The following is a 19,406-nucleotide window of genomic DNA, read 5'->3' on the forward strand; positions in this document are numbered from 1 at the left end:
CAGCAGCATGTATGTAATCATTGGTGGAGCTGGGCTGATTGGCTCAACTTTGGCTCAACGTTTGGTCAAGCTGGGCCATACCGTTGCCATAATCGACATTAATCCAATTGCCTGCACCTATGCTAGAGAGCAACTAGGGGTTATGGCTTTTGAAGGTAGTGCAGTTAGCACAGAAGTTCTAACTGAAGCTGGAATTCACCAAGCCAATATTGTCTGCGCGGCCCTACGCCACGATGCGCTCAATCTGGCTATTGTTTCCCTAGCTAGGCATTACCGAGTTCCGCATATTATCTCTCGCCTGCGACACCGTGATTTTGAACATCCTCTGCGCCATGCCGGTGCCAATCGGATTATTAGCACTGTGGATTTAGCTGTATCGACGATGGTTAACGCAGCTGAATATCCACAAATTGAATCGATGATGCACTTTGAACAAGGGCAAATAGAAGTATTGAAGTTGACTATTTCTGAGAACTGTAGCGTAGTCAATCACAGCATTGCCGAAATTGCCCAGGATGAACGATTCCCTAAGAGTTCGCTGATCATTGGTTATCAGCCTCATACTCATATGGATCTAGTCGTGCCAAATGGTACTACGGTGCTAGAGCCAAATTCTAAGATTTTGGTTGTTACAAAACCAGATAACCTACATGCGCTAATCGACTTTATTCAACCATTTTTAGAGCCACTTGATGTTTCAACCGAGCTAGATAAGCAGTAAGCTCAAAATCGATAAAGTCTATTAAATCAGCGCTAACCTGAGAGATGCGTAGCTGTCCTTCACGTCAAATCCTTCTTTAAAGAGTCGTTGCAGTTTTGGACTGCAAGAGAAGGGTTTTAGCAATGGGACGCGATCGCAGCCATTCACCTTTGCTTTATAGATTTTTGGGAGTTCGGCTCACAAACTTAGTAATTGGGCCAACGTTCGCAGCCTTGGGCGGGCAAACTTGCTGTAGGTGAGACATACAGACGTGCAACCCCCATCGTCGTCTCAGGTTTAAGGTTTTCTCTGCTATCACGCGATCGCACAGCCATATCATCGCCCTAGAGCTGCGATTGCGAGCGGCTAGAGTATGCCTATGGGCTAAACATCTACCCATCAGCGAGCATCTTGGCTATGAACAAAATTCATCTCTCTCGCCGGCTTCCCATCAAAACCATCAATGCCGACATCGACTCCTTCTACGGCCTCGGCAGCATAAGCGGCCCCATGCCTAACCGCACCGTCGCCGTTCCTGAGAGCATTGACGCGAATAGTGCAGCTATGGGCGCTAAGCAACAGCGCGAAACCGAAATCGCTGCTCTAGTCAAAGCTGCCGCCGATGTTGCCCGTCAGACCAAGGTTGAGTTGTGTAATGCCGTCATGGCTATGCAAGAGTCGTTGCGGGAGCAAACTGGCCACAACCCCCGCCAGCACTAGGCCATAGGTACCCGGAAAAGTGGGATGCGCTAGCCTACTTAGGCCCAAGCAGTTGCTAGAAGCGCTGACCAATGAAGATCGATCGCACTTCACCGTTGCGGCGAATCACCACTTCTTCGTTGGAGACCGACACCAGGCTCCAGCCGCTGCTGCCAATGCGCTCACCAATGTAGACCCGCTGGGAGACGCCACTAATTTCAAACAGGGCAGCCGAGCGATCGCCCAGTTCTAAAATGCCAACCAGGGCATGAATTGGGTTTGCCGCCACCGGAGCCTGGGAGGGCGCAGCGGGAGACACCGGAGACACTGGAGACGGCGCTCGCACCCCTGGCTGAGGTACCAGAACTGGCGCGCCCGGTGCGGGTCGTTGCTGAGCCGTTTGGTAGGGAATGTAAACCCGCTCGATCACGTTGACTGGGCCAGAGCCCAGGCTGCCTGCGGTGCCACCGGCTCCTAATGGCGGCAGCATGGGTGGTGTGGGAACTGCGACCCCGCCAGGAGCCTGACCGACAACGGTAGTGGTGCCCACTTCGCCCCGCTCAACCTTGCCCGAAATCACTTCTAGCGATCGCTGCAAGTAGGCCAAAAATTCTTCGTCAGACTGCTGTGCCGCCGTTTCGACAGACGATCGGCCTAGGGAAAAGCGATTGCCCTGCTGGCTAAACCACAGCAGCCCCCCTATGCCCAGCAGCGATAGGGCTGTGATACTCAACAACATGCGGTCAAACAGCTTGCCAAAACGAGTTTTGGTCGGGGCTGCCGGGGAGGCAGCGTTCGCATTGTCGGCGCGGAAGACGTCAAGATCGGTGCTTAAGGGAGCCAGGGGCGCGTCTGCCGCTGGAGGATCTACGGGCTCGGCAGTAGTTTCGACAAATGGGGCGATCGCCGTCGAGGCTGGCTCTGGTGCCGCCTCTACCGATGCCAAGGCATCTTCATCGCCGTCTAAAATTTTGTCAACGTCGTCAAACAGCTCGGTGATGAGGCTGTCAGCGTAGGTGGTCACCAGGGTGTCTGGATCGACTGGGGTCGGTTCCTCGGGCGGCAATGTGGCGGTGCTGCGAGATTCTTCCTGGCTCATAGGTCGATTTATCCTGGCGGTGGCAAAGGGAGAAACGGGCTGCCTGATGGTGATGTGGGAAGCTCAAACAGGCGTAGCTTAACGGCTTAAAGACGCTTTAGCTGACACTCCCCCGACGGTCTGATGAAGTTTACCCTAACTTGCCAAATCTTTCATCCACTTGAGAAGAAAGTTGGCGGGTGAGGAGTAAGGGGTAGGGGGTGAGGAGTGATGGGCTACTTCCGATTCCTCACGTTGCCTAGAACGGTTTTGCTGTGTGATTTTCTAGGTCAAATTCGTAGCGATCGCTAGAATTTATTGCCCCGTATAGGTTAAACGACACGGTGGGCTCGTCGCCTAGGGGTTCGATGCTGTGAATGGCGTTGGCGGTGAGGGCCACAATATCGCCGGGGTTAAGAACGATTTCATCGACTAGCTCTAGCTGGTCGGGGGAGTTGGATTGAGGGGCGCGTCGCCAGAAGCGGTTGCGCTCTTGGCCGCCCAGTAGCGCGACAATTCCCCAGGCTCCGTGGTTGTGAATGGTGGAGGCGTGCCCCGGCAACCAGGCCACCATCTGCACCGTAATCGGGAATTGGTGCTCGCGGTAGAGAAAGTTGACGCTCCAACTAGTTCTGGGGTCGGGAGTGTTGTACTCCATCTGCAGCCAGTAAGAGCTGACCAAGAGCTTGCGCACCAGGGGCGTGATCGCCTCTAGCCGACTGATGTCGTCGTGGAAGATGTCGAGAATGTCTTCTAGCTCGGTGAGAAACCGGTAGAGGCGATAGTAACGCCCTGGCTCTATCGTTTCGGGGTTGCCGAAGGATTTATAGGTGCCGTCATCGGCAACTAGCCAGTTGTGGTTGGCCATAGCTACTCAACACGCAGGCGGCGAGTTTCAACAACCATGCCGTCTTCGCGAATGACCACCGTCGATGCCCAGCGACTGTCGGGCTCGGCGGCGGCGGTGCCAACTTTGTAAAGCCCGCCAGAACTAAGAATGTCAAACACTACCGGGCGCGGCGCAAAAAAGTCTTCGGCGGTCACGCCTTCTTCGACGGCAACGCCCATCAGCGATCGCCCTTCCAGCGGCTCCACCACAATCGTGTCAAAGCTGTAGGACTGGCCTGGGGTAAGGGTAGTGGGTAGCTGCACTTGCAGGGTGGGCGGGTTGTCGCCCGACGCCAGGCGGCTGGTCTCGCTCAGGATTTCTTGGTAGGCAATCTTCCCATTCTCTAGGCGCTGGCGCGAAGTGGTATCGGCGGAGAGAGTGAGGGTGCGATCGGGGCGCGTTTGGGTGCCGGTGGCAGTGGTGCGGGTTTCGACGGTGTAGCTACCGGGCCCATTGGCCTGCCAGCTCAGCAGCTCAACGTCGTAGGTGAGGTCGGGATACTGCTGCCAAAGGGTTTCGAGGGTTTGGCGCAGCTGGGCATAGTCAAATCCGGTGTCGCTGTCAAAGCCCTCGCTGTAAAAGGCCATCACGGCATCGAGGTTGCGACTGCTTGCCGCCGTCTCTAAACCGGTTAACAGCTGCTGCACCTCAGCGGGGGCCGCCTGGGCTAAGACTGGCGTGTTCGCCTGGGTACCTGGAGCAAATGCCCCAGCGCCCCATAGCACCGCCGCCATCGACACGATTCCTAGACTCCACCGCCGCACTGCCGAGTTAGCCACGCTGAACCGCCTCATTAACCAAAAATACTCCGTCTACCTTATATCAGTTTCTTTACGACCGGCTACGTAGCCCAGCTGTCCCCTCTAGTACCAGCCTGTTTCATCTAAAACTGGATCCGTTTCTGGCCAAAGAAAAGAAAACTTAGGGCATAGATTCTGGACAGGAGTTGGTATAGTCTAGAGGCGTTTTTAGCGTCGAGGGTGTTCCCTTGTCTACATCTACCCAAGCGGCATCTCCCCGGCTGCTGGTGGCCGCCAGCGGCACGGGTGGGCACCTGTTCCCGGCAATCGCCACCGCCGAAGCCCTGCGCCAAGAGGGCTACACCATCGAGTGGCTAGGGGTGCCCGATCGCCTCGAAACCACCTTAGTGCCCAAAAACTTTCCGCTCCATACGGTGCGTATGGCAGGGTTTCAGGGCCGACCTGGTCTAGGCACGGTGAAGACGATAGGGCGGTTTGGCCAGGCAACGGTGCAGGTGCAGCGACTGCTCAAACAGGGAAATTTTGACGGAGTGTTTACCACTGGGGGCTACATTGCCGCCCCAGCGATTATTGCGGCGCGATCGCTCGGTCTGCCTGCGGTTCTGCACGAATCTAACGCGCTACCGGGCAAAGTCACTCGCTGGCTAAGCCCCTGGTGCACCACTGTGGCTCTGGGGTTTGAGGCCGCCCGTACTTATTTGCCTAAAGCTAAAACCGTAGTGGTGGGCACTCCTGTGCGGGACGAGTTTCTAACCCCAGAGCCACTCGTTCTCACCGATCCTGCTATTCCTGATGGGGTGCCGCTGATTGTGGTGGTGGGCGGTAGCCAAGGGGCGGTCGCCGTCAACCAGCTGGTGCGAGCCGCCGCCCCAGCCTGGATAGAAGCGGGTGCGTGGATTGTGCACCAAACCGGCAGCAATGACCCCGAAGCCGACAGCTACAGCCATCCTCACTACATTCATCGCCCCTTCTTTAGCGCCATGGCCGCCCTCATGCATCGGGCAACTCTGGCCATCGGGCGCTCTGGGGCGGGCACGCTTACGGAGCTGGCGATCTCTCGCACCCCCTCGATTCTGATTCCGTACCCGTTTGCGGCAGAAGACCACCAGACGGTCAATGCTAAAGCCTTTGTCGATGCCCACGCCGCTCTGATGTTGAACCAAGGCCAGATTGTCGCTCCAGAATTTCAGGCCCTGGTGCTTGATCTGCTGGCAGAGCCGCAACGGCTAGAGTCGATGGCAGCAGCAGCAGGGAGATTAGCCGCTGCTGATAGCGCCACAAAATTAGCCGATTTGATTCAGCAGATTGTGCTGAACCGCTAGATCATTCATGCAGCGGCAACGCTTTGTCTTGCCTATTTCTAGACGTGTGAATGTTTGTGAGGGCGATCGCTCTCACAAACTATGTGTAGATCTCACCATCTTGGACGCTGTTTAAGTTGAGGCTGTCTGCCTCTTCTAGCGCGGTTGATTGGCCTTGCAGGTGAGCTTCTAACAGCTTTAGGTTCCGCACGTTTGACTTGTAGAAGGCGTCAAACAAATCCCCCACCAGCGGCACGGTCCCGACTACGGCTTCTAGGCCGATATTCAAGACCATCTGCGCCAAAATGCTTCTAGGCAAGCGAAATCGGGCCGCCAAAACAATGATATAGGCCGACACTGCAGTAGCAATCAAATCACCTAGCCCAGGTACCAACCCAAGCACCGGATCCCAGCCTACTTTTATTCCCAAAACGGGGATTTTGAAGGCCGTGTCCATCAGTCGGCTGATGCGACGGATGCGGTTTAAGTTTCTGAGTTGGGCGGCGGTGTCAACGATATTCATAGGCTAATACTGCCAGCTACCACTGGTGGTTGTCTTACGTCGAAGGAAGGAAAAAGCACAGCGAATGCTCGGATCGCATTTAGCTCTGGGATCGCACCGCAGATGGATTTGCTTTCTGGGACGAACCTTCAGGCAAAAGATTGTTGCTCTTTTTGGCTAGGCCAAGTCGAACCCTATGCCTTAGCTAACCAAGATCAAACTTTGCATCGAGCTACTTGGCTAGCTGGGTGGCCTCTGAATGAGCAGCGGTCCGAGCCGTTAGCGGCTGGAGGCTAAAGCCAACGACCTGATGCCCACGGCAATAGAAACCTAGCTTGGGGCGTAGCTCAAAGGCAGGGGTAGTGTCCTTCTGCGCTTCGGCTTCGGTGTAGAGCCAGTAGCCCTGAGGCCCGGCAACAAGCTGCACCGGAGTCTCTTTTGTGCGCGAAATCAGCACGTGAGTAGGAGTAAACGTCATTGCAGTCTCCTTGGGTGCAATCGACCCTGAGTGAGTAGTAACTCTATGTAACGCCCTCTCAGAAAAAGCTGCGAGTCGGAGAGCCGAATCTCGTCGGGGAGGATCTCCCCATCCGCCGCAAGGCAAAGCTTCTTAAGGTGCCCAACGGTGCTTGGTGAACACCACGAATCCTGAAAGGCGTACTAAATTGTTAAACAGGGGTTACAAAACTTCATCTGCCCCTGGTCGTACCCCGTTTTCAGGTAGCTTTCATTTATGAAAGAATTCCACGCCAGCCAAACCCTGCGCCTGCGGGTGCCCAACGAGGCGATCCCCATTGAGCACTACCTGCGGCAGCCCCAGCGCTTAGTAAAGGCGATTACCGACCCGCGCCGCATTGAGGTGCTGGGCGATGGCCTGTATCGGCTGAGCCTGCGACCCCTACAGTTCTTTGGCATCAGCATTGAGCCTACCGCCGACCTGCGGGTTTGGAGCCTGGCCGACGGCACCTTGCGGCTAGAATCGGTGGCCTGCCGAGTCAAAGGCCCTGAATATCTCAGCTTTGTGAATGACTCCTTTGGCATGGCCTTGCAGGGCACCCTCACGCCCCAGCGTCAGGCTACCTACACCGAACTCCAAGGCCAAGCCGAACTGCAAATTCATCTAGAACTGCCGCCCCCGATTCGCTTTCTGCCAGCCTCGGTGCTCGATCGCACTGGTAAGACCTTTTTGAGCGGTATTCTCGGCACCATCAAGCATCGTATCGAGCGGCAGCTGGTGGAAGACTACCGCGCCTGGGTAGCCACAACCCACCGCCAGCCCCAGGGCAACGCTCAGGGAGCTATGCAGGGTCGCACGGTGCAGGGCTAGGGTGCAGGGTCAACTCAACGCGATCGCCCACTGTCAGCCCAAACTGCTGTTGGGCGCTGCCCTGGTTCACCGCCAGTTCCACAAAACCATGGCTGCCCACCAGCGCTAGCCCTTGCCCAGGAAGAACGTCCCCATAGGTCTGGCTGCCTGGAAGCGTCTGCTCCCCTATCGTTACGCTCCAGTCGCTAACGGTGACTGTGCTGGCTAGGAGAGTTGTAGCGGCATTGCCGAAGTGATCGATGTACTGAACTGCGCCTGTCCATCCCTTGGCTGTGGCTATCGGAGCCTGCAAAGGGAGGTTGATAAGGAATTGAGGATCGATCCTGGCGCCCAGGTTATCTAGCGGCACGCCGTTGGCTAAATGAGCCGCTGCTGGGGCAAAGATGTCGCGCCCATGGAAGGTGGTGCTGGGGTGGGGCGATCGCCAGTAGTCCACATTCGTCAGCTCTACTGCATTCAAAATGCCTTGATTCCTTGAGCGATCGCTCTGCCAAACGCCGCTGAGCACCCCATTGTCTGGTCCTACAAAAATGCCCTGAGAAGTCTGCACCGCCACCGCCTGCCGCTGAGTGCCTACCCCTGGATCGACCACTACTAAGTAAATCGTGCCCGGTGGCATGTAGGGATAAGCGCTGAGCAGGGTGAACCGCGCCGTATAGAGATCCTGCGGCGGCAGAGCGTGGGAGAGATCGATGAGCTGGGCTGTGGGAGCTATTGTGGCGATGACGCCTTTCATCACGCCCACGTAGCTGTCTTGAAGGCCGAAATCGGTGAGTAAGGCGATGGGCATAGGATCACAGTGGCAGGATAGCTACCGGCTATCTTGAAAGGCAACAGTTACGCTTTCGCTTCGTAGGCGCCCGATTTGCCTCCGGTTTTCTTCAGCAGGCGAATATTGCGGATCTCAATAGATTTTTCCAGCCCCTTAGCCATGTCGTAGAGGGTGAGGGCGGCAACGCTGGCGGCAGTGAGGGCCTCCATCTCGACCCCGGTTTCGGCCTTAATTTTGACCGTGGCCTGGATTTGGTAACCAGGCAGCGCTGCATCGGGGGTGATCTGCACCTCCACCTTTTGAATCGGCAAAGGGTGGCAGAGGGGAATCAGGTGAGCGGTCTGCTTGGCCGCCATAATGCCAGCGATGCGAGCAGTGGCCAGTACGTCGCCCTTGGGGGCGTTACCCGCCTCTATGGTGGACAGGGTCTCGGGCTGCATGACAACGGTAGCGACGGCGACGGCCTCGCGCACCGTCTGAGCTTTAGCGGCCACATCCACCATGTGGGCTTGGCCCTGGGCATCGAGATGGGTGAGTGCCGCCGAAGCCAAAGGATTTTTTGTCATGGGTTTAAACTGCGCAAAAGAATATGCTAATATCGAAAGCCTGCACGAGGGCGTGTAGCTCAGTGGACTAGAGCACGTGGCTACGGACCACGGTGTCGGGGGTTCGAATCCCTCCTCGCCCGTTTTAACTGAACAGCTAGAGCTTGACCAATTTGATTGTGACAAGCTCTAGCTGTTTGAGCTTCAAGGTTTAAGGTGTCCGGTTCAAGGCAGGTCGTCACCTGAAACCTTGAACCCTCTTTACCTGTCCCCTTTGCTACTCTCCAAACTATCCGGCGTTGCTGGAACTGGGATTGGGTAGGTCGATCGCATAGACATCTCGGCCATGCCCTAGGGCAAACCTGAGGGAGTGGGCCAGGTCTTTGCTGTTGGCGGTGGCAAAAACCACCAGGCCCACCATCGTCATCACCCCAGATAGGCCAAAAATTCCTCTATAGCCAAGCTGGTCGGCGATGGTGCCAAAGATGGGGCCAGCCAGGGCAATACCCACGTCAAAGCCGACCATGGCTAGGCCAAAGGTGCGACCACGATCGCTCGGGCTAGAGCGATCGCCCATCAGTGCCGCAATCATTGGAATCAGGGTGCCGCCCGCAAACCCCTGAACAAACCCTGCTAGCAAGAACATTGGCGCGCTGCGAGCCAGCCAAAACATGGCCATGCCCAAACTGTAGATCAGCAGGCTGGCAGTGATAAATCGCCCCCGTCCGTAGCGATCGGAGGCCCGACCAGCAATGAGACGCGACATAAAGCTTGCCAGGGCTGAAGCGGTGTAGATTAGGCCCACATTCAAATCCAGGCCTGCTTCCCGCACGTAGAGGGGCACAAAGGTACTCAGGGTGCCAAAGGCCAGCCCTACCAGCAGCAAAATGATTGCCGGGGTGCGCACTCGCCCGCTCCACAGCTGACCCCAAAACTCCTGCGAGCCAGCATTTTCTACAGTGCTGGGCGGTTGGTAGGGCTCATGTAGCCGCGCCACCAGCACTAAACCGACCATACCCAGCAGCCCCATCACCAAAAACGCGGTAGTAAACCCCGTCGCCTCGTAGAGAAAGCCGCCAAGGGCAGGCCCCAGGGCCAGACCAGTAGGGTTGACTAGGGTCATGTAACCAATCAGCTCACCTCGGTTCGCAGGGGGAGCTAGATCTAGCACCAGGGCGCTGTAGGCCACCACAAAAGCGGCAATGCTCAACCCGTGGAAGGCGCGAATGCCCATCATGGCCAGAATCGAGCTGTCCAATGTGATGTTGTACCCTGCCAGCGACAGCGGCACGATCGCACGGGGCAGAAACTGCACTAGCAGGTAGCCAAAGGGGGCGATCGCGATCGCTCCCAATCCCACTATCATCACCACCTTGCGGCCTCGCTCGTCGGCCAGGCGCGACAGGTAGGGCCGAGCCGCTAGCAACCCCACGGCAAAAGATGCCATCACGATGCCAATCTGCTGGCCGCTGCCCCCCAGAGTTTCAATAAATAGCGGTAGCGTTGGCAGTAAACCTGCTAACCCCGCCCAAAAACACAGCCCCGCCGCAAACAGCACTATCAGGTTGTTGCGCACTGCTGGGCTAAATGTTGAGAAAATAGTCAAACCGTCGGTCTCCGAGTAGAGTGCTGGGTGCTCAGCAGCGAGATTCGCCGCCTGGTCAGAACCACCGCGCCCTACTCTCCAATGTAAACAAATGTTGCAGCTATCGGCTATGGAACGTTCGGCCACCTTTGACCCCACGGGTCGCTACCGATACAGCCTCGGGCGGCGGTGGAGCGCGGGCCCCACCCTAGCCATCATCATGCTCAACCCCAGCCAGGCCGACAGTAGCGTAGACGACCCCACTATTCGTCGCTGCATTGGCTTAGCCCAAGGCTGGGGCTTTGGGGCGATCGCTGTAGTCAACCTATTCGCCTACCGCAGCCCTCACCCCAAGACCCTACGCCAAGCCAAGGATCCCATCGGCCCTGAGAACGATGCCGCTCTGAGCACAGCCGAGCATCAGGCCGACCAGATTTTGCTGGCCTGGGGAAACTGGGGGAACTGGTTAGGGCGCGATCGCACCGTCCTCACCCTGCTAACCCCCTTTCACCCTCAGTGCCGCTGCCTAGGCCACAACCGCACCGGCCAACCCCGCCATCCCCTCTATGTACCCCGTTTTACAGCCCTACAAGCCTGGGCCTCTCCACAGCCAGACGAACTTAAAACTGTCTCGCCCCTCAATTTCTAGCTCAGATGGATCCCTATCCGAATCACTTCACCTGCCCACTCATCCACCCATCCACCCACCTACTCTCCTACCTCTGCCGCCCCGGCTCCTGATACACCCCGTAAGCCGCCACAATCCCCAGCAGAAAGCCAAACAAATGCCCCCACCAGGCCACCATCGGCTGAGTTGGGAACATGCCAAAAATAAAATAGCTGTAGTTAATCAGCACAAACATCGAAATCAGCAGCGGCACTACCCGACGCTCCAGCCAGCCAATGCAGAGCAAATAGCCAAACAGGGTGTACACCACGCCACTCAACCCATGCACGCTGCTGGGGCCGAGCAGCCAGGCCACCACGCCACCTCCTAGCCAGCCCACCAGCAGGGTAATCCAGTAGTCGCGACGGCTTTTGGCCAAAATCAACCAGCTAAAAATGAGGAATCCGATGGTGTTGCCAATCAGGTGGGCAAACCCCGAGTGAGAGATGGCCGACAAAAAAATGCCTGGTATGCCCTCAATGCTGCGGGGGTGCAGAGGCAGATTCCATCGACCACCAAACACCACCTGATCAATCATCTCCTGCGCCCAAGGAATGGCCACAAGATACACCGGCAACAGCGCGTTGCCCTTTAGCCGTTGCATCCAAGGCTGGGGTGCTGGGGCTGGTTTGTCGGTGGAGTGTCGGGTAGCTGGAGGCGCAGCGGTGTTGAGTTCTGCCTCTAGCTTTTTGAGTTTGGCCTGTAGATCTGCGTCGTCCAAAGAGTTTGCCTGGCTGGATTTGGGACTATAGCCAGGGTAGCTTTTTCGTTTCCCCATTGCCCAGTGCCAGGGACCAAAGGCCAACAAGGGTCACAGCTTGGGCACAGCAACGGGGGGTTAAGCTGCTGATAGGGGTTATGCCCCAAAGGCTAAACCCTTATGGGCAAACAACGGGCCATGCTGGGATCGAACCAGCGACCGACCGCTTAGAAGGCGGTTGCTCTATCCGCTGAGCTAATGGCCCTAACGTAATCACTTTACATTTTATGGGGTATAGGTCGCTCTCAGGGCAGACTAGGGCGAATAGAATATTGAAAAAACAGCGGCAAATGCTGCCAGGGCGGTGAGTGCCGCTAAAATAAGTCACTCACTTTATAAAACTCACTGTTTTCGAGGGGTTGCCAAACTTTATCCCATCACGATGACGCAGTAATAAGGGTGCGGTTTACCGTTGCAGCCGCCGCCTACTGCAGGTATTCACCTCAGTTAGGAGTCAGCAGGCCATAACATGTTTATCCTCAAGCGGCAGGATGTTGACATCAAAACGATGCACCATCCTCAAAAAGATCAGCAAATTCCAATTTTGTCGTACCAGGGGCAAACCTTTCGGCTGCTGAGTGTGTTTACCGCCGCCCAGGAAGACGACGCTAGGGCACTGTGGCGCGACCTGACCGACAACCGGGGTAAGGCCTGTGTGCTGCTCGAAGAACCCGATCGCTTCAGCATCTGGGGCAAAATTCGCCTCGACCAGTTTGATGACGCTGGCCCTGATACAGGCACCCCGCCAGCGGAGGCCACCTACATCAAAGCCTGCCTGCTGATGCTCCAAGTGCTGTACATGGATGTGGAAGATCTGTTGGGGGCCAAGCAGGCGCGCCAATTTGAGGGTGACATTAGCAAGGTGTTTGCCGCCTGGAAGTTTCCCCAAGCGGTGACTCCCGATGCAGTCAAGAACTTGCTAACTGTAGACCCGTTGGCGATGCCGCAGTTGCCGCCCTGGCAAGATCACCATCTGCAACGTCTGTTAGAAGAAACCCACCGGATGGGCAAGGATTACTTTGGCAACGCCAATTTTGCCGATCGCGCCCTAGAGGCAGTCGAAGACCTAACCGCTAATGAACAGGCTCTGTTTCGGCGGTGGTTACAGCAGTCGCCAGGGGGCAAGAGCTGGATTTAGGGTGGGCAAGGCTTTCTGGCTTGGTCGCGGGTGACCTCGCAGGAGTTTAAGAATTATTGCTCTGCAAGACTAATTAGGACGATTCTGCCAGGCTGACGGCGCAAGGCAGTGGGGAGTCGGTACAATTCAGGCGTTGCGCCAGGTCCAGTTTAGGGTCAGGCGATCGCTGCGATAGTGAAGACCTTCCCTTAGGGACAGCCGCAGTTTTCTCGTTGGCATGGATGCCGTTGAGTTCCGTTAGGAGTGAACCTTTGAGCAAGTCATCAACCCCGTCATCTGCTAGTTCCTCGTCTACCCCGCTGTTGGTGGGGGCCTGCATCGCTTGGGGCGTGGCTACCCTGCTGTTCTTTCTGCTATTTACCGCTCCGGGGGAAGATGGTGCCCAACCTGGTTGGTTTGTGCTGGGCATTAACTTGCTAGAAACCGGCGCGTTTTTTCTCGCCTCGCTGCTGTGCTTCCGCAACTGGCGCAGTACTCAAATTGTCAGTGGGCGCAACGTCTGGTTTTGGATTGGCCTAGGGCTGTTGTCCTACGTCTTTGGCAACATTTTCTTTTTCCTCTGGGGCAACGTTTGGGGTCTAGATCCGGCGGTGTCGCTGGGCGACTTTTTCTATATCTTTAGCTATATCTTTCTGGCCGCCGGCATGTTTAAGGCGGTGCTGCCCCGACGCTTAAATCTGGAGTTCTCTCAATGGTTGATTGTGGTCGGCATTGGGCTGGGCGGCATTCTGCTGACGATTTTTGTCAACCTGGCAGCGGCAGAGGCGGCAGTAGTGCCCCCAGCCCCAGCCCCAGCATTCTATTTGGCTCAGGAAGTACCTCCGGCCGCGCCTGAGGTGGTGCCCCCAGCGGTGCCAGAGCCTGTCACCGAAGCTTCATCGGCCCCCGGCTGGGTACTTCAGCTTGATGCGATCCTTGAACCCCTAGAGGCTGGGGTGGGCCTGTTGTATCAAATTGGCGACATTGTGCTGCTGATTATTGCCGGCACCCTGCTGGTGGCTTTTTGGGGTGGGCGCTACTCCCAGTCGTGGAAGCTGATTGCGATCGCCGCCTTCTGTCTTTACATCGCCGATACGTTTTATGCCTACGCCGTCAACACGGACACCTACGTAGAAGGCAGTCTGTGGGAAGTCTTCTGGACGTTTTCGGCGGTGTTTTTTGGCTTGGGAGCAGTAGTTGAGAACGCTGTTTCTGTGAATTCCCGGCGGAGCCCGCGACGGCGGCGGGGGTAAGGCGCTCTAGAATGTTAGATGGCATTGTTACGGAACCCATGGCATGGCACCCAAAAAGCTGACCGAGGCTGACAAGACTTCTATCTTGAGCCTGTATCGCCAGCCCCAAGAGACCACATCAACCCTAGCGGAACGCTACGGGGTAAGTAACAGCACCATTAGCAGATTGCTCAAAGCCAGTCTGCCTGAAGACGAGTACAGCATCTTAATTCAGCAAAAGCGAGGCACCACCGATAAGACAATCGTTGTAGACACCGCTGTGGCCGCAGTAGAGCCCACTGTTCCTGCTGTAGTTGAAGCAGAGCCTGCTGTAGTTGAGCCAGAGCCTGCTGTAGTTGAAGCAGAGCCTGTTGCCGTAGACGCGAAGCCTTCCCCTAAGCCCAAAACCAAGCCTCGCAGCAAGAGAGCCGCTGAAGTGCTGCCCGAGGCGGCGCCGACTGAGCCCACAGCCCTGCCCATAGCTGAGCCGATCGCAGAAGAGGTAATCGCTAGCGAGGTTAAACCCCTACGCAAGCGCCGATCGCGAGCGGTGGAAGAGCCCGTGGCAGAGTTCGTAGATGCACCTGCCGAAACGATGGCAGCTTTGCCCACAGTAGACCCTGAGCCCGCCCAACTCTCGCTACCAGATCCGGTTCCAGAAAAACCGGCCCGGCCCGTGCTGAAGTCGGCTCAGACTGTCCTCGCTGAGGCCCAAGCCGCCGCCCCTGAAATCGAACCGGCTGAAGTCCTTGACGTCGCCGAGGCCCTTGAGGATGACTGGGATGACGACACCGTTGGCCTAGACGACGACTACGATGACGACGATGACGACGATGACGACAACGTCTATCCTTGGGACAGTGGTAATGGCGCTGCCGCTAACCTCGAAACCCTAGAAATTTTTCCTCTCACGGCGGCGGCTCTGCCGCCCCTGTGCTACGTCGTTGTAGAGCGCACCTCGTCGGAGCTGGTCGTGTTGCCCCTACGCACCTTCGCGGAGCTGGGCCAAATTCCCGAAGAAGAAGGAGATGCCCGCACGCTGCCGGTGTTTGAGAACCACAATGTGGCCCGTCGCTTTTCGCGCCGAAACCAGCGGGTGGTCAAAGTGCCCGATGGCAGTCTGCTGCAAACCACCAGTTCCTATCTGCAGGCGAAAGGCATCACCCGATTGTTTATTGATGGGCAGGTGTTTTCCCTAGGTCAAGACTCCGTAGAGCCTGTGCTCCCTGTTGGAGACGATTGACCGATCCACAGGCTAGGCAACAGGCCGCTTAAAGGTTAGCGCTAACCCGGCGCATTTCCTGCAATCTCCCCATACACTGGGTCTACTGGCGTTTAACCCTGGGGAAACATGGATGTACTGCTGCACATTGCCATTGGCATTGGCCTCAGCACCGCCGCCGGGTTTAGAGTTTTGGTGCCGTTTTTGGTGGCGGGGATGGCTTCCCAACAGGGCTATCTAACCCTGTCCCCTAACATGGCCTGGATGGGAACAACCCCGGCTATTTTGGCCTTTGCCGCCGCTACAGCCCTAGAGGTGCTGATTTATTTTGTGCCAGTCGTCGATAATTTAATGGATGCAGTGGAGCTGCCAGCAGCGGCGATCGCAGGCACCATACTCACGGCTGCCGTCACAGGTGGCGACATGAACCCCTTTTTGCAGTGGAGCTTGGCCCTGATTGCCGGTGGCGGCGTGGCCAGCAGCACCCAGGCGTTTACGGGCTTAGCTCGGCTAGCTTCCACAGCGGCGGGTGGCCCGGTAGGCAACATCGCGGTTTCGACGACCGAGCTGGCCAGCTCGACTATCCTTTCGGTACTGGCGATCGCAGTACCGATTCTGGTACTGCTGGTAGTAGGTATGCTGCTGTACCTAGTGTTTCGACGGCGAGGCCGCAAGCAACGGGTTTCCTAAACCCTTTGCCCACTAGCTCAGCCACCCTGCCCAACCTTATCCCTATGGGAATCGTCTTGAGCTATGGCTAAAAAAAACACCATCACTCACGCTAAAAAAGCCTTTAAGCATCAATTCGACGCCATGGTGCCGTTGATTTTATCGGAATGGCCTCAATTAACTGAAGATAATCTGCTGGCCACCAAAGGTGACCTAGAGCTGGCCGTGGATTATATCAGCAGCGAAATGGATAATACCAAAACCCGCATTCGCCGCCATCTGAACGAGCTAGCTGACCTGGTCGAAGTGGATCCACCGGTTTTGAGCAATGTCTCTCGCAAGTCTTCCGTCAATGGAATATCGTCTGCCCTAAAATCTACTGTCCTAGACGCTACTGAGCCCTTGGGGGTAAGTAAAACCAGCATTGACAATCTGCTCGATGACCTCGAATCGCGCACCGAAAACCTAATCCAAGAGCTGAAGGCCGAAATGCTCCCCGAGCTTGAGAAACGCGCTCGCAGCAACCTGGGGCAAAGCCTGCTAATCGCCCTAGGCCTTGGCTTTGTGTTGGGTCTGATTTTAGGGGGTAAGCGTGGCTAGCTCTGACTCCACCTTTGACCAAATTGAAGGCTACTTTCGACGGCTGTGGCGTCTGATGATGGTGCTAGTCGATACTCACCTCAATGTGGCGGTGCAAGAAGCTAACTACGAAAGCCGACGGCTGATCAGCGGGTTTATTCTGCTGGGCATCGGCATCGGTCTGGTTACCACAGCGGTTGTGCTCGGCATCGTCGCCAGCGTGGCGTTTGCTCAGTCTCTAGGGCTGAGCTGGCTTCAGGCGATCGGGGCCGTAGCTGGGGTCAATCTGCTGCTGGGACTGATATTTCTTACCCTGGGGCGGCTGCGGCTGAGCGGGCCGCTGATGATTCAGACCCAGGCTCGCCTCTCGCGATCGATCGCATTGCTAAAGGCCAAAGAGTAATTAGAGCAGTAAGTGGCCTGCAATAAAGAACTTTGCGACCAATGCCAGACAATACTCAGGCAAGACGCTTAGCTCTGCTTTACCATCTTTTGCAGCAGTCCCAACACCTGCTCCATACTTCCCTGAAGGGATCTAATCTCTAGCTCGATGCGATCGAGCCTCTCCAAGACCTGGTTAGGGTCAGAATTCGGAATCCAAGTTTCGCTGCTGCCAGAAATCTCGTTGGCCTCATTCAGTCTTGCTGCCAGAGAATCCCAGCTATTCGCCTTAATATCGAAATGAGCCTTAGCGGCTTTGAGAGTCTTAAATTCTTGCTTTAAATCCGCAACTTCATAAGTGGTTGGAGCCTCGCTCTGATTCCTTTGACTCAAATCCTCTTCGACCATCTCTACTACCTCACCAATAAGCCGATCATGGTTCTGGGCTATCTGAGCTGCTGCACCCAGTATCCGAGAGGTAGCTTTGATCTGCGTATCCGTTTCCTGCCGTAACGTTTCGGCAATGTTGCGGAGGCGATCGCCCAGGGTCGCAGGTTGTGAAGCCGGAATTATTGAAGCTGAATCGTTGCTCATGGATTACCTGTTCTTTACTCCGCCAGGATTTCCCTAACAGCAGTCCATATCCGCTGAAACTTTTGCAGCATTCCTACTGGATTATTGGCCACCTCACCATCAACTGAATCTACTAACCTCTGAATTCGATCCATCCGGGATGCTACATCTTCCAAGCTCTGAATAGCTTGCTCCTTTTTGGTCAGCGACTCGCGCAGGACGATCGCCATTTGGCCAATCTCTTCCTTCAACCGCTCGTTTTCCCGCTTGCGTCGGGTCTCCCATCCTTTAATTCCTGCCTTAGAACGCCGCTCAAATTTCAGCTCTTGCTCAACCTGCTTGTACAGCGCCAGGTAGTTCTGAGACTCTTGGTGAGCTTCGTTGTACTTGACCTCAAGCTCGCTACTTTTGCCTTTCTCCTCGGTATAAAGCGTCAGATACGAACTCGCCTGCTCTTGGGTTTCCCGAAAGAGAACAATCGTCGATTGCAGCTTTTCCCCTTGCTCTCGATAAAGCGTTTGGCTTTCCTCTAGCTGTCGCTCTTTCTCGACAACTTGATCCTTAGCCTCATCCCGTTGCGATCGCACGTTAATGAGAATCTGCCGAAGCTCGTTGTACGGTATCGGCTCAGCCCGCTTCGCCTGCGGGTGCTGAATCGCGTTGTCGTCGTTTGAATTACGTCTGTCGGCCCGTCGCATTCCCGGCATTTATAGACACCCTTCCCACGGCTGTATTAACCTCTTCCTGTTGAGAATGCCCCTGTCCGGAAGCTGAAGACCAAAACAGCAGCCCTAATCTTGCTGGGTTGAAAATTGGCGTGCTCCGATCGCCGCCAGCACCCCTGCCACCGCTAGCAAAATGGGGATTGAGTACCAGGGAAATTCGCCCAGGGGCTTGTAGGCGGCTGCCCGTAGGCCAATGGTGGTGTAGGTCAGCGGCAGCAGGTAAACGATCGCCTTCAATGCTACAGGCAGCGTGCCGGGGTCAAAGAACGTGCCGCCTAAAAACGACATCGGCACAATCAAAAAGTTGTTGAACAGGCCAACGCTTTCGAGGGATTTTACGTTGAGCCCGACAATGACTCCCAAACCGGCGAACACGGCACAGTTAAGCACCACCAGCAGCAAAAACAGGGGATTCACAAAGCTCCAAAACCGCCCGGTGAAGAGAATTGCCACCAGGATCACCGAGCCTGCCGTCATCATCCCGCGCACGATGCCTGCCAGCATTTTGCCCAGGTGCAGCGCTAGGGGGTGCACCGGGTAGAGCAGCATTTCCTCAAAGGTCTTGGTGAACAGGCGATCGCCGCAGATCGAAAACGTGGTGCCACCAAAGCTAATCACCATCGACGACAGCGCCACCATACCCGGCAAAATAAACTCTAGATAGTTCTCGCCTGCTGAGGGAGTAGTCACCTGGTCGATGGCGCTGCCCAGGCCCAAGCCAAAGGCCAGGATGTAGATCAGCGGTGACACCAGCCCCGATGCTGCCACCTGTGGGATGCGCACCCGCAAATCGAGCCAGTCGCCCCAGAACACGGTGAGCATATCAACCCAGAGGGTCCGTAGAGGCAGAGCCTCGACCTGACGCAGGCGAGGACGGGAAAGAATATTGGTCACGACATCATTTGCAACGCTTCTTAATAGTCTAAGGCGTAGGGGTATTCTCGCCAGATCGACCGGCTATTGGTCGCCAGGAGCTTTATGGTAAGAGGCGGCGATGTCGAATTAGACCCTCCCTAGGGGTTAAAAAGTTCATCCTCATTGCCAACCCACCACTCTCCCAAGCCCATCAGCTCCTTGTGCAGAGCCTGGAGCTCTTCCATGTAGAGTTCAGGGGGAGTGGTGTCTTTGCGCTCTTCTAGCTTTTTCAAACGCAGCAGCACCAACAGCCAGGGTTTAGAGATGCCATCTCTGGCTTCTATGAATTGGGCAAGCTCGCGACTGTCCATTGTTAACCTGCGGCTGAGGGTATGAATTACTGTAACAGCGGTGCCAACGGTCTGCCTGACCCGCTCTACAGCCAGGGTTGTATACATCTATTGCGT

The 19,406-nt window shown here is 56.0% G+C and carries 24 protein-coding genes and 2 tRNA genes; 12 read left to right on the forward strand and 14 right to left on the reverse strand.

From position 1 onward, the window contains the following. Nucleotides 1-7 precede the first annotated feature (7 nt). Together NC979_RS13105 and NC979_RS13110 are read left to right on the forward strand one after the other, a co-directional pair. Nucleotides 8-721: a potassium channel family protein gene (locus NC979_RS13105; RefSeq protein WP_190522008.1), complete on the forward strand. Its 714-nt coding sequence runs from the start codon at nucleotides 8-10 to the stop codon at nucleotides 719-721. A gap of 396 nt (nucleotides 722-1,117) precedes the next feature. Next, the gene (locus NC979_RS13110) at nucleotides 1,118-1,420 is read left to right on the forward strand and encodes a hypothetical protein (RefSeq protein ID WP_190522010.1); all 303 of its coding nucleotides are present in this window, start codon (nucleotides 1,118-1,120) and stop codon (nucleotides 1,418-1,420) included. Nucleotides 1,421-1,475: 55 nt separating this feature from the next. Here the strand turns inward: NC979_RS13110 and NC979_RS13115 are convergent, their stop codons facing one another. The 3 genes from NC979_RS13115 to NC979_RS13125 form a co-directional block, all read right to left on the reverse strand. Continuing rightward, nucleotides 1,476-2,498 carry a hypothetical protein gene (locus NC979_RS13115; protein WP_199308959.1) on the reverse strand — a complete coding sequence of 341 codons (1,023 nt, stop codon included), beginning with the start codon at nucleotides 2,496-2,498 and terminating at the stop codon, nucleotides 1,476-1,478. A gap of 238 nt (nucleotides 2,499-2,736) precedes the next feature. Beyond that, complete coding sequence (locus NC979_RS13120; RefSeq protein ID WP_190522012.1) at nucleotides 2,737-3,345, reverse strand: cysteine dioxygenase family protein; 609 nt, start codon at nucleotides 3,343-3,345, stop codon at nucleotides 2,737-2,739. A gap of 2 nt (nucleotides 3,346-3,347) precedes the next feature. Beyond that, nucleotides 3,348-4,145 (reverse strand): DUF8623 domain-containing protein, encoded by a 798-nt coding sequence (locus NC979_RS13125; protein ID WP_190522014.1) that lies wholly within the window; start codon nucleotides 4,143-4,145, stop codon nucleotides 3,348-3,350. Nucleotides 4,146-4,354: 209 nt separating this feature from the next. Here NC979_RS13125 and murG point away from each other — a divergent pair, with 209 nt between their 5' ends. Further along, the gene (gene murG, locus NC979_RS13130; protein WP_190522015.1) at nucleotides 4,355-5,449 is read left to right on the forward strand and encodes an undecaprenyldiphospho-muramoylpentapeptide beta-N-acetylglucosaminyltransferase; all 1,095 of its coding nucleotides are present in this window, start codon (nucleotides 4,355-4,357) and stop codon (nucleotides 5,447-5,449) included. Between the two features lie 79 nt (nucleotides 5,450-5,528). Here murG and NC979_RS13135 read toward each other — a convergent pair whose 3' ends face one another. Together NC979_RS13135 and NC979_RS13140 are read right to left on the reverse strand one after the other, a co-directional pair. After that, nucleotides 5,529-5,951, reverse strand: a complete 423-nt coding sequence (locus NC979_RS13135; RefSeq protein WP_190522017.1) for a DUF4112 domain-containing protein — start codon at nucleotides 5,949-5,951, stop codon at nucleotides 5,529-5,531. 211 nt (nucleotides 5,952-6,162) lie between these two features. After that, nucleotides 6,163-6,408: a hypothetical protein gene (locus NC979_RS13140; protein ID WP_190522019.1), complete on the reverse strand. Its 246-nt coding sequence runs from the start codon at nucleotides 6,406-6,408 to the stop codon at nucleotides 6,163-6,165. 255 nt (nucleotides 6,409-6,663) lie between these two features. Here NC979_RS13140 and NC979_RS13145 point away from each other — a divergent pair, with 255 nt between their 5' ends. Further along, nucleotides 6,664-7,257, forward strand: coding sequence for a DUF1997 domain-containing protein (locus tag NC979_RS13145; RefSeq protein WP_190522021.1), 594 nt, complete (start codon nucleotides 6,664-6,666; stop codon nucleotides 7,255-7,257). Here the strand turns inward: NC979_RS13145 and NC979_RS13150 are convergent. Both NC979_RS13150 and moaC read right to left on the reverse strand, forming a co-directional pair. Continuing rightward, nucleotides 7,229-8,047, reverse strand: coding sequence for an SAM hydrolase/SAM-dependent halogenase family protein (locus NC979_RS13150; protein WP_190522023.1), 819 nt, complete (start codon nucleotides 8,045-8,047; stop codon nucleotides 7,229-7,231). The two genes, NC979_RS13145 and NC979_RS13150, sit on opposite strands and share 29 nt — an antisense overlap. Nucleotides 8,048-8,094: 47 nt before the next feature. Next, on the reverse strand, nucleotides 8,095-8,595 hold the full coding sequence (moaC, locus tag NC979_RS13155) for a cyclic pyranopterin monophosphate synthase MoaC (RefSeq protein ID WP_190522025.1): 501 nt from the start codon (nucleotides 8,593-8,595) through the stop codon (nucleotides 8,095-8,097). A 48-nt stretch (nucleotides 8,596-8,643) separates the two neighbouring features. Between moaC and NC979_RS13160 the strand changes: the two genes are divergently transcribed. Then, nucleotides 8,644-8,717 (forward strand) — tRNA-Arg (locus NC979_RS13160). A 146-nt stretch (nucleotides 8,718-8,863) separates the two neighbouring features. Here NC979_RS13160 and NC979_RS13165 read toward each other — a convergent pair. Beyond that, the gene (locus NC979_RS13165; RefSeq protein ID WP_190522027.1) at nucleotides 8,864-10,180 is read right to left on the reverse strand and encodes an MFS transporter; all 1,317 of its coding nucleotides are present in this window, start codon (nucleotides 10,178-10,180) and stop codon (nucleotides 8,864-8,866) included. Between the two features lie 109 nt (nucleotides 10,181-10,289). Here NC979_RS13165 and NC979_RS13170 point away from each other — a divergent pair, with 109 nt between their 5' ends. After that, a complete protein-coding gene (locus NC979_RS13170) occupies nucleotides 10,290-10,808 on the forward strand; it encodes a DUF1643 domain-containing protein (RefSeq protein ID WP_242024132.1) in 519 nt (172 codons plus the stop codon). 67 nt (nucleotides 10,809-10,875) lie between these two features. On the opposite strand, the gene NC979_RS13175 is transcribed toward NC979_RS13170, so the two are convergent. After that, nucleotides 10,876-11,547 carry a rhomboid family intramembrane serine protease gene (locus tag NC979_RS13175; protein WP_190522031.1) on the reverse strand — a complete coding sequence of 224 codons (672 nt, stop codon included), beginning with the start codon at nucleotides 11,545-11,547 and terminating at the stop codon, nucleotides 10,876-10,878. A gap of 171 nt (nucleotides 11,548-11,718) precedes the next feature. Then, nucleotides 11,719-11,791, reverse strand: a tRNA-Arg gene (locus NC979_RS13180). Between the two features lie 264 nt (nucleotides 11,792-12,055). Between NC979_RS13180 and NC979_RS13185 the strand changes: the two genes are divergently transcribed. From NC979_RS13185 to NC979_RS13210, 6 genes are all read left to right on the forward strand, one after another. Further along, nucleotides 12,056-12,724: an Npun_F0813 family protein gene (locus NC979_RS13185; protein ID WP_190522033.1), complete on the forward strand. Its 669-nt coding sequence runs from the start codon at nucleotides 12,056-12,058 to the stop codon at nucleotides 12,722-12,724. A gap of 251 nt (nucleotides 12,725-12,975) precedes the next feature. After that, nucleotides 12,976-13,956, forward strand: coding sequence for a hypothetical protein (locus NC979_RS13190; RefSeq protein WP_190522035.1), 981 nt, complete (start codon nucleotides 12,976-12,978; stop codon nucleotides 13,954-13,956). Between the two features lie 43 nt (nucleotides 13,957-13,999). Continuing rightward, nucleotides 14,000-15,178, forward strand: coding sequence for a hypothetical protein (locus NC979_RS13195; protein ID WP_190522037.1), 1,179 nt, complete (start codon nucleotides 14,000-14,002; stop codon nucleotides 15,176-15,178). A gap of 108 nt (nucleotides 15,179-15,286) precedes the next feature. Further along, on the forward strand, nucleotides 15,287-15,847 hold the full coding sequence (locus NC979_RS13200; RefSeq protein WP_190522039.1) for a DUF4126 domain-containing protein: 561 nt from the start codon (nucleotides 15,287-15,289) through the stop codon (nucleotides 15,845-15,847). A gap of 63 nt (nucleotides 15,848-15,910) precedes the next feature. Further along, the gene (locus tag NC979_RS13205; RefSeq protein WP_190522041.1) at nucleotides 15,911-16,426 is read left to right on the forward strand and encodes a hypothetical protein; all 516 of its coding nucleotides are present in this window, start codon (nucleotides 15,911-15,913) and stop codon (nucleotides 16,424-16,426) included. Continuing rightward, the gene (locus NC979_RS13210) at nucleotides 16,419-16,808 is read left to right on the forward strand and encodes a phage holin family protein (protein WP_190522043.1); all 390 of its coding nucleotides are present in this window, start codon (nucleotides 16,419-16,421) and stop codon (nucleotides 16,806-16,808) included. Before NC979_RS13205 ends, NC979_RS13210 begins: the two co-directional genes overlap by 8 nt. Before the next feature lie 68 nt (nucleotides 16,809-16,876). Here the strand turns inward: NC979_RS13210 and NC979_RS13215 are convergent, their stop codons facing one another. The 4 genes from NC979_RS13215 to NC979_RS13230 all read right to left on the reverse strand — a co-directional run bounded on the left by NC979_RS13215 (nucleotide 16,877) and on the right by NC979_RS13230 (nucleotide 19,397). Continuing rightward, complete coding sequence (locus tag NC979_RS13215; protein ID WP_190522045.1) at nucleotides 16,877-17,380, reverse strand: conserved oligomeric Golgi complex subunit 6; 504 nt, start codon at nucleotides 17,378-17,380, stop codon at nucleotides 16,877-16,879. A 14-nt stretch (nucleotides 17,381-17,394) separates the two neighbouring features. Beyond that, nucleotides 17,395-18,066, reverse strand: coding sequence for a hypothetical protein (locus NC979_RS13220; protein WP_242024133.1), 672 nt, complete (start codon nucleotides 18,064-18,066; stop codon nucleotides 17,395-17,397). Between the two features lie 84 nt (nucleotides 18,067-18,150). Next, complete coding sequence (locus tag NC979_RS13225) at nucleotides 18,151-18,978, reverse strand: ABC transporter permease (protein WP_431191062.1); 828 nt, start codon at nucleotides 18,976-18,978, stop codon at nucleotides 18,151-18,153. A 119-nt stretch (nucleotides 18,979-19,097) separates the two neighbouring features. Beyond that, the gene (locus tag NC979_RS13230; RefSeq protein ID WP_255524856.1) at nucleotides 19,098-19,397 is read right to left on the reverse strand and encodes a hypothetical protein; all 300 of its coding nucleotides are present in this window, start codon (nucleotides 19,395-19,397) and stop codon (nucleotides 19,098-19,100) included. Nucleotides 19,398-19,406: the final 9 nt, after the last annotated feature.

Source organism: Leptolyngbya subtilissima AS-A7 (assembly GCF_039962255.1).
Taxonomy (GTDB): Bacteria; Cyanobacteriota; Cyanobacteriia; order Phormidesmidales; family Phormidesmidaceae; genus Nodosilinea.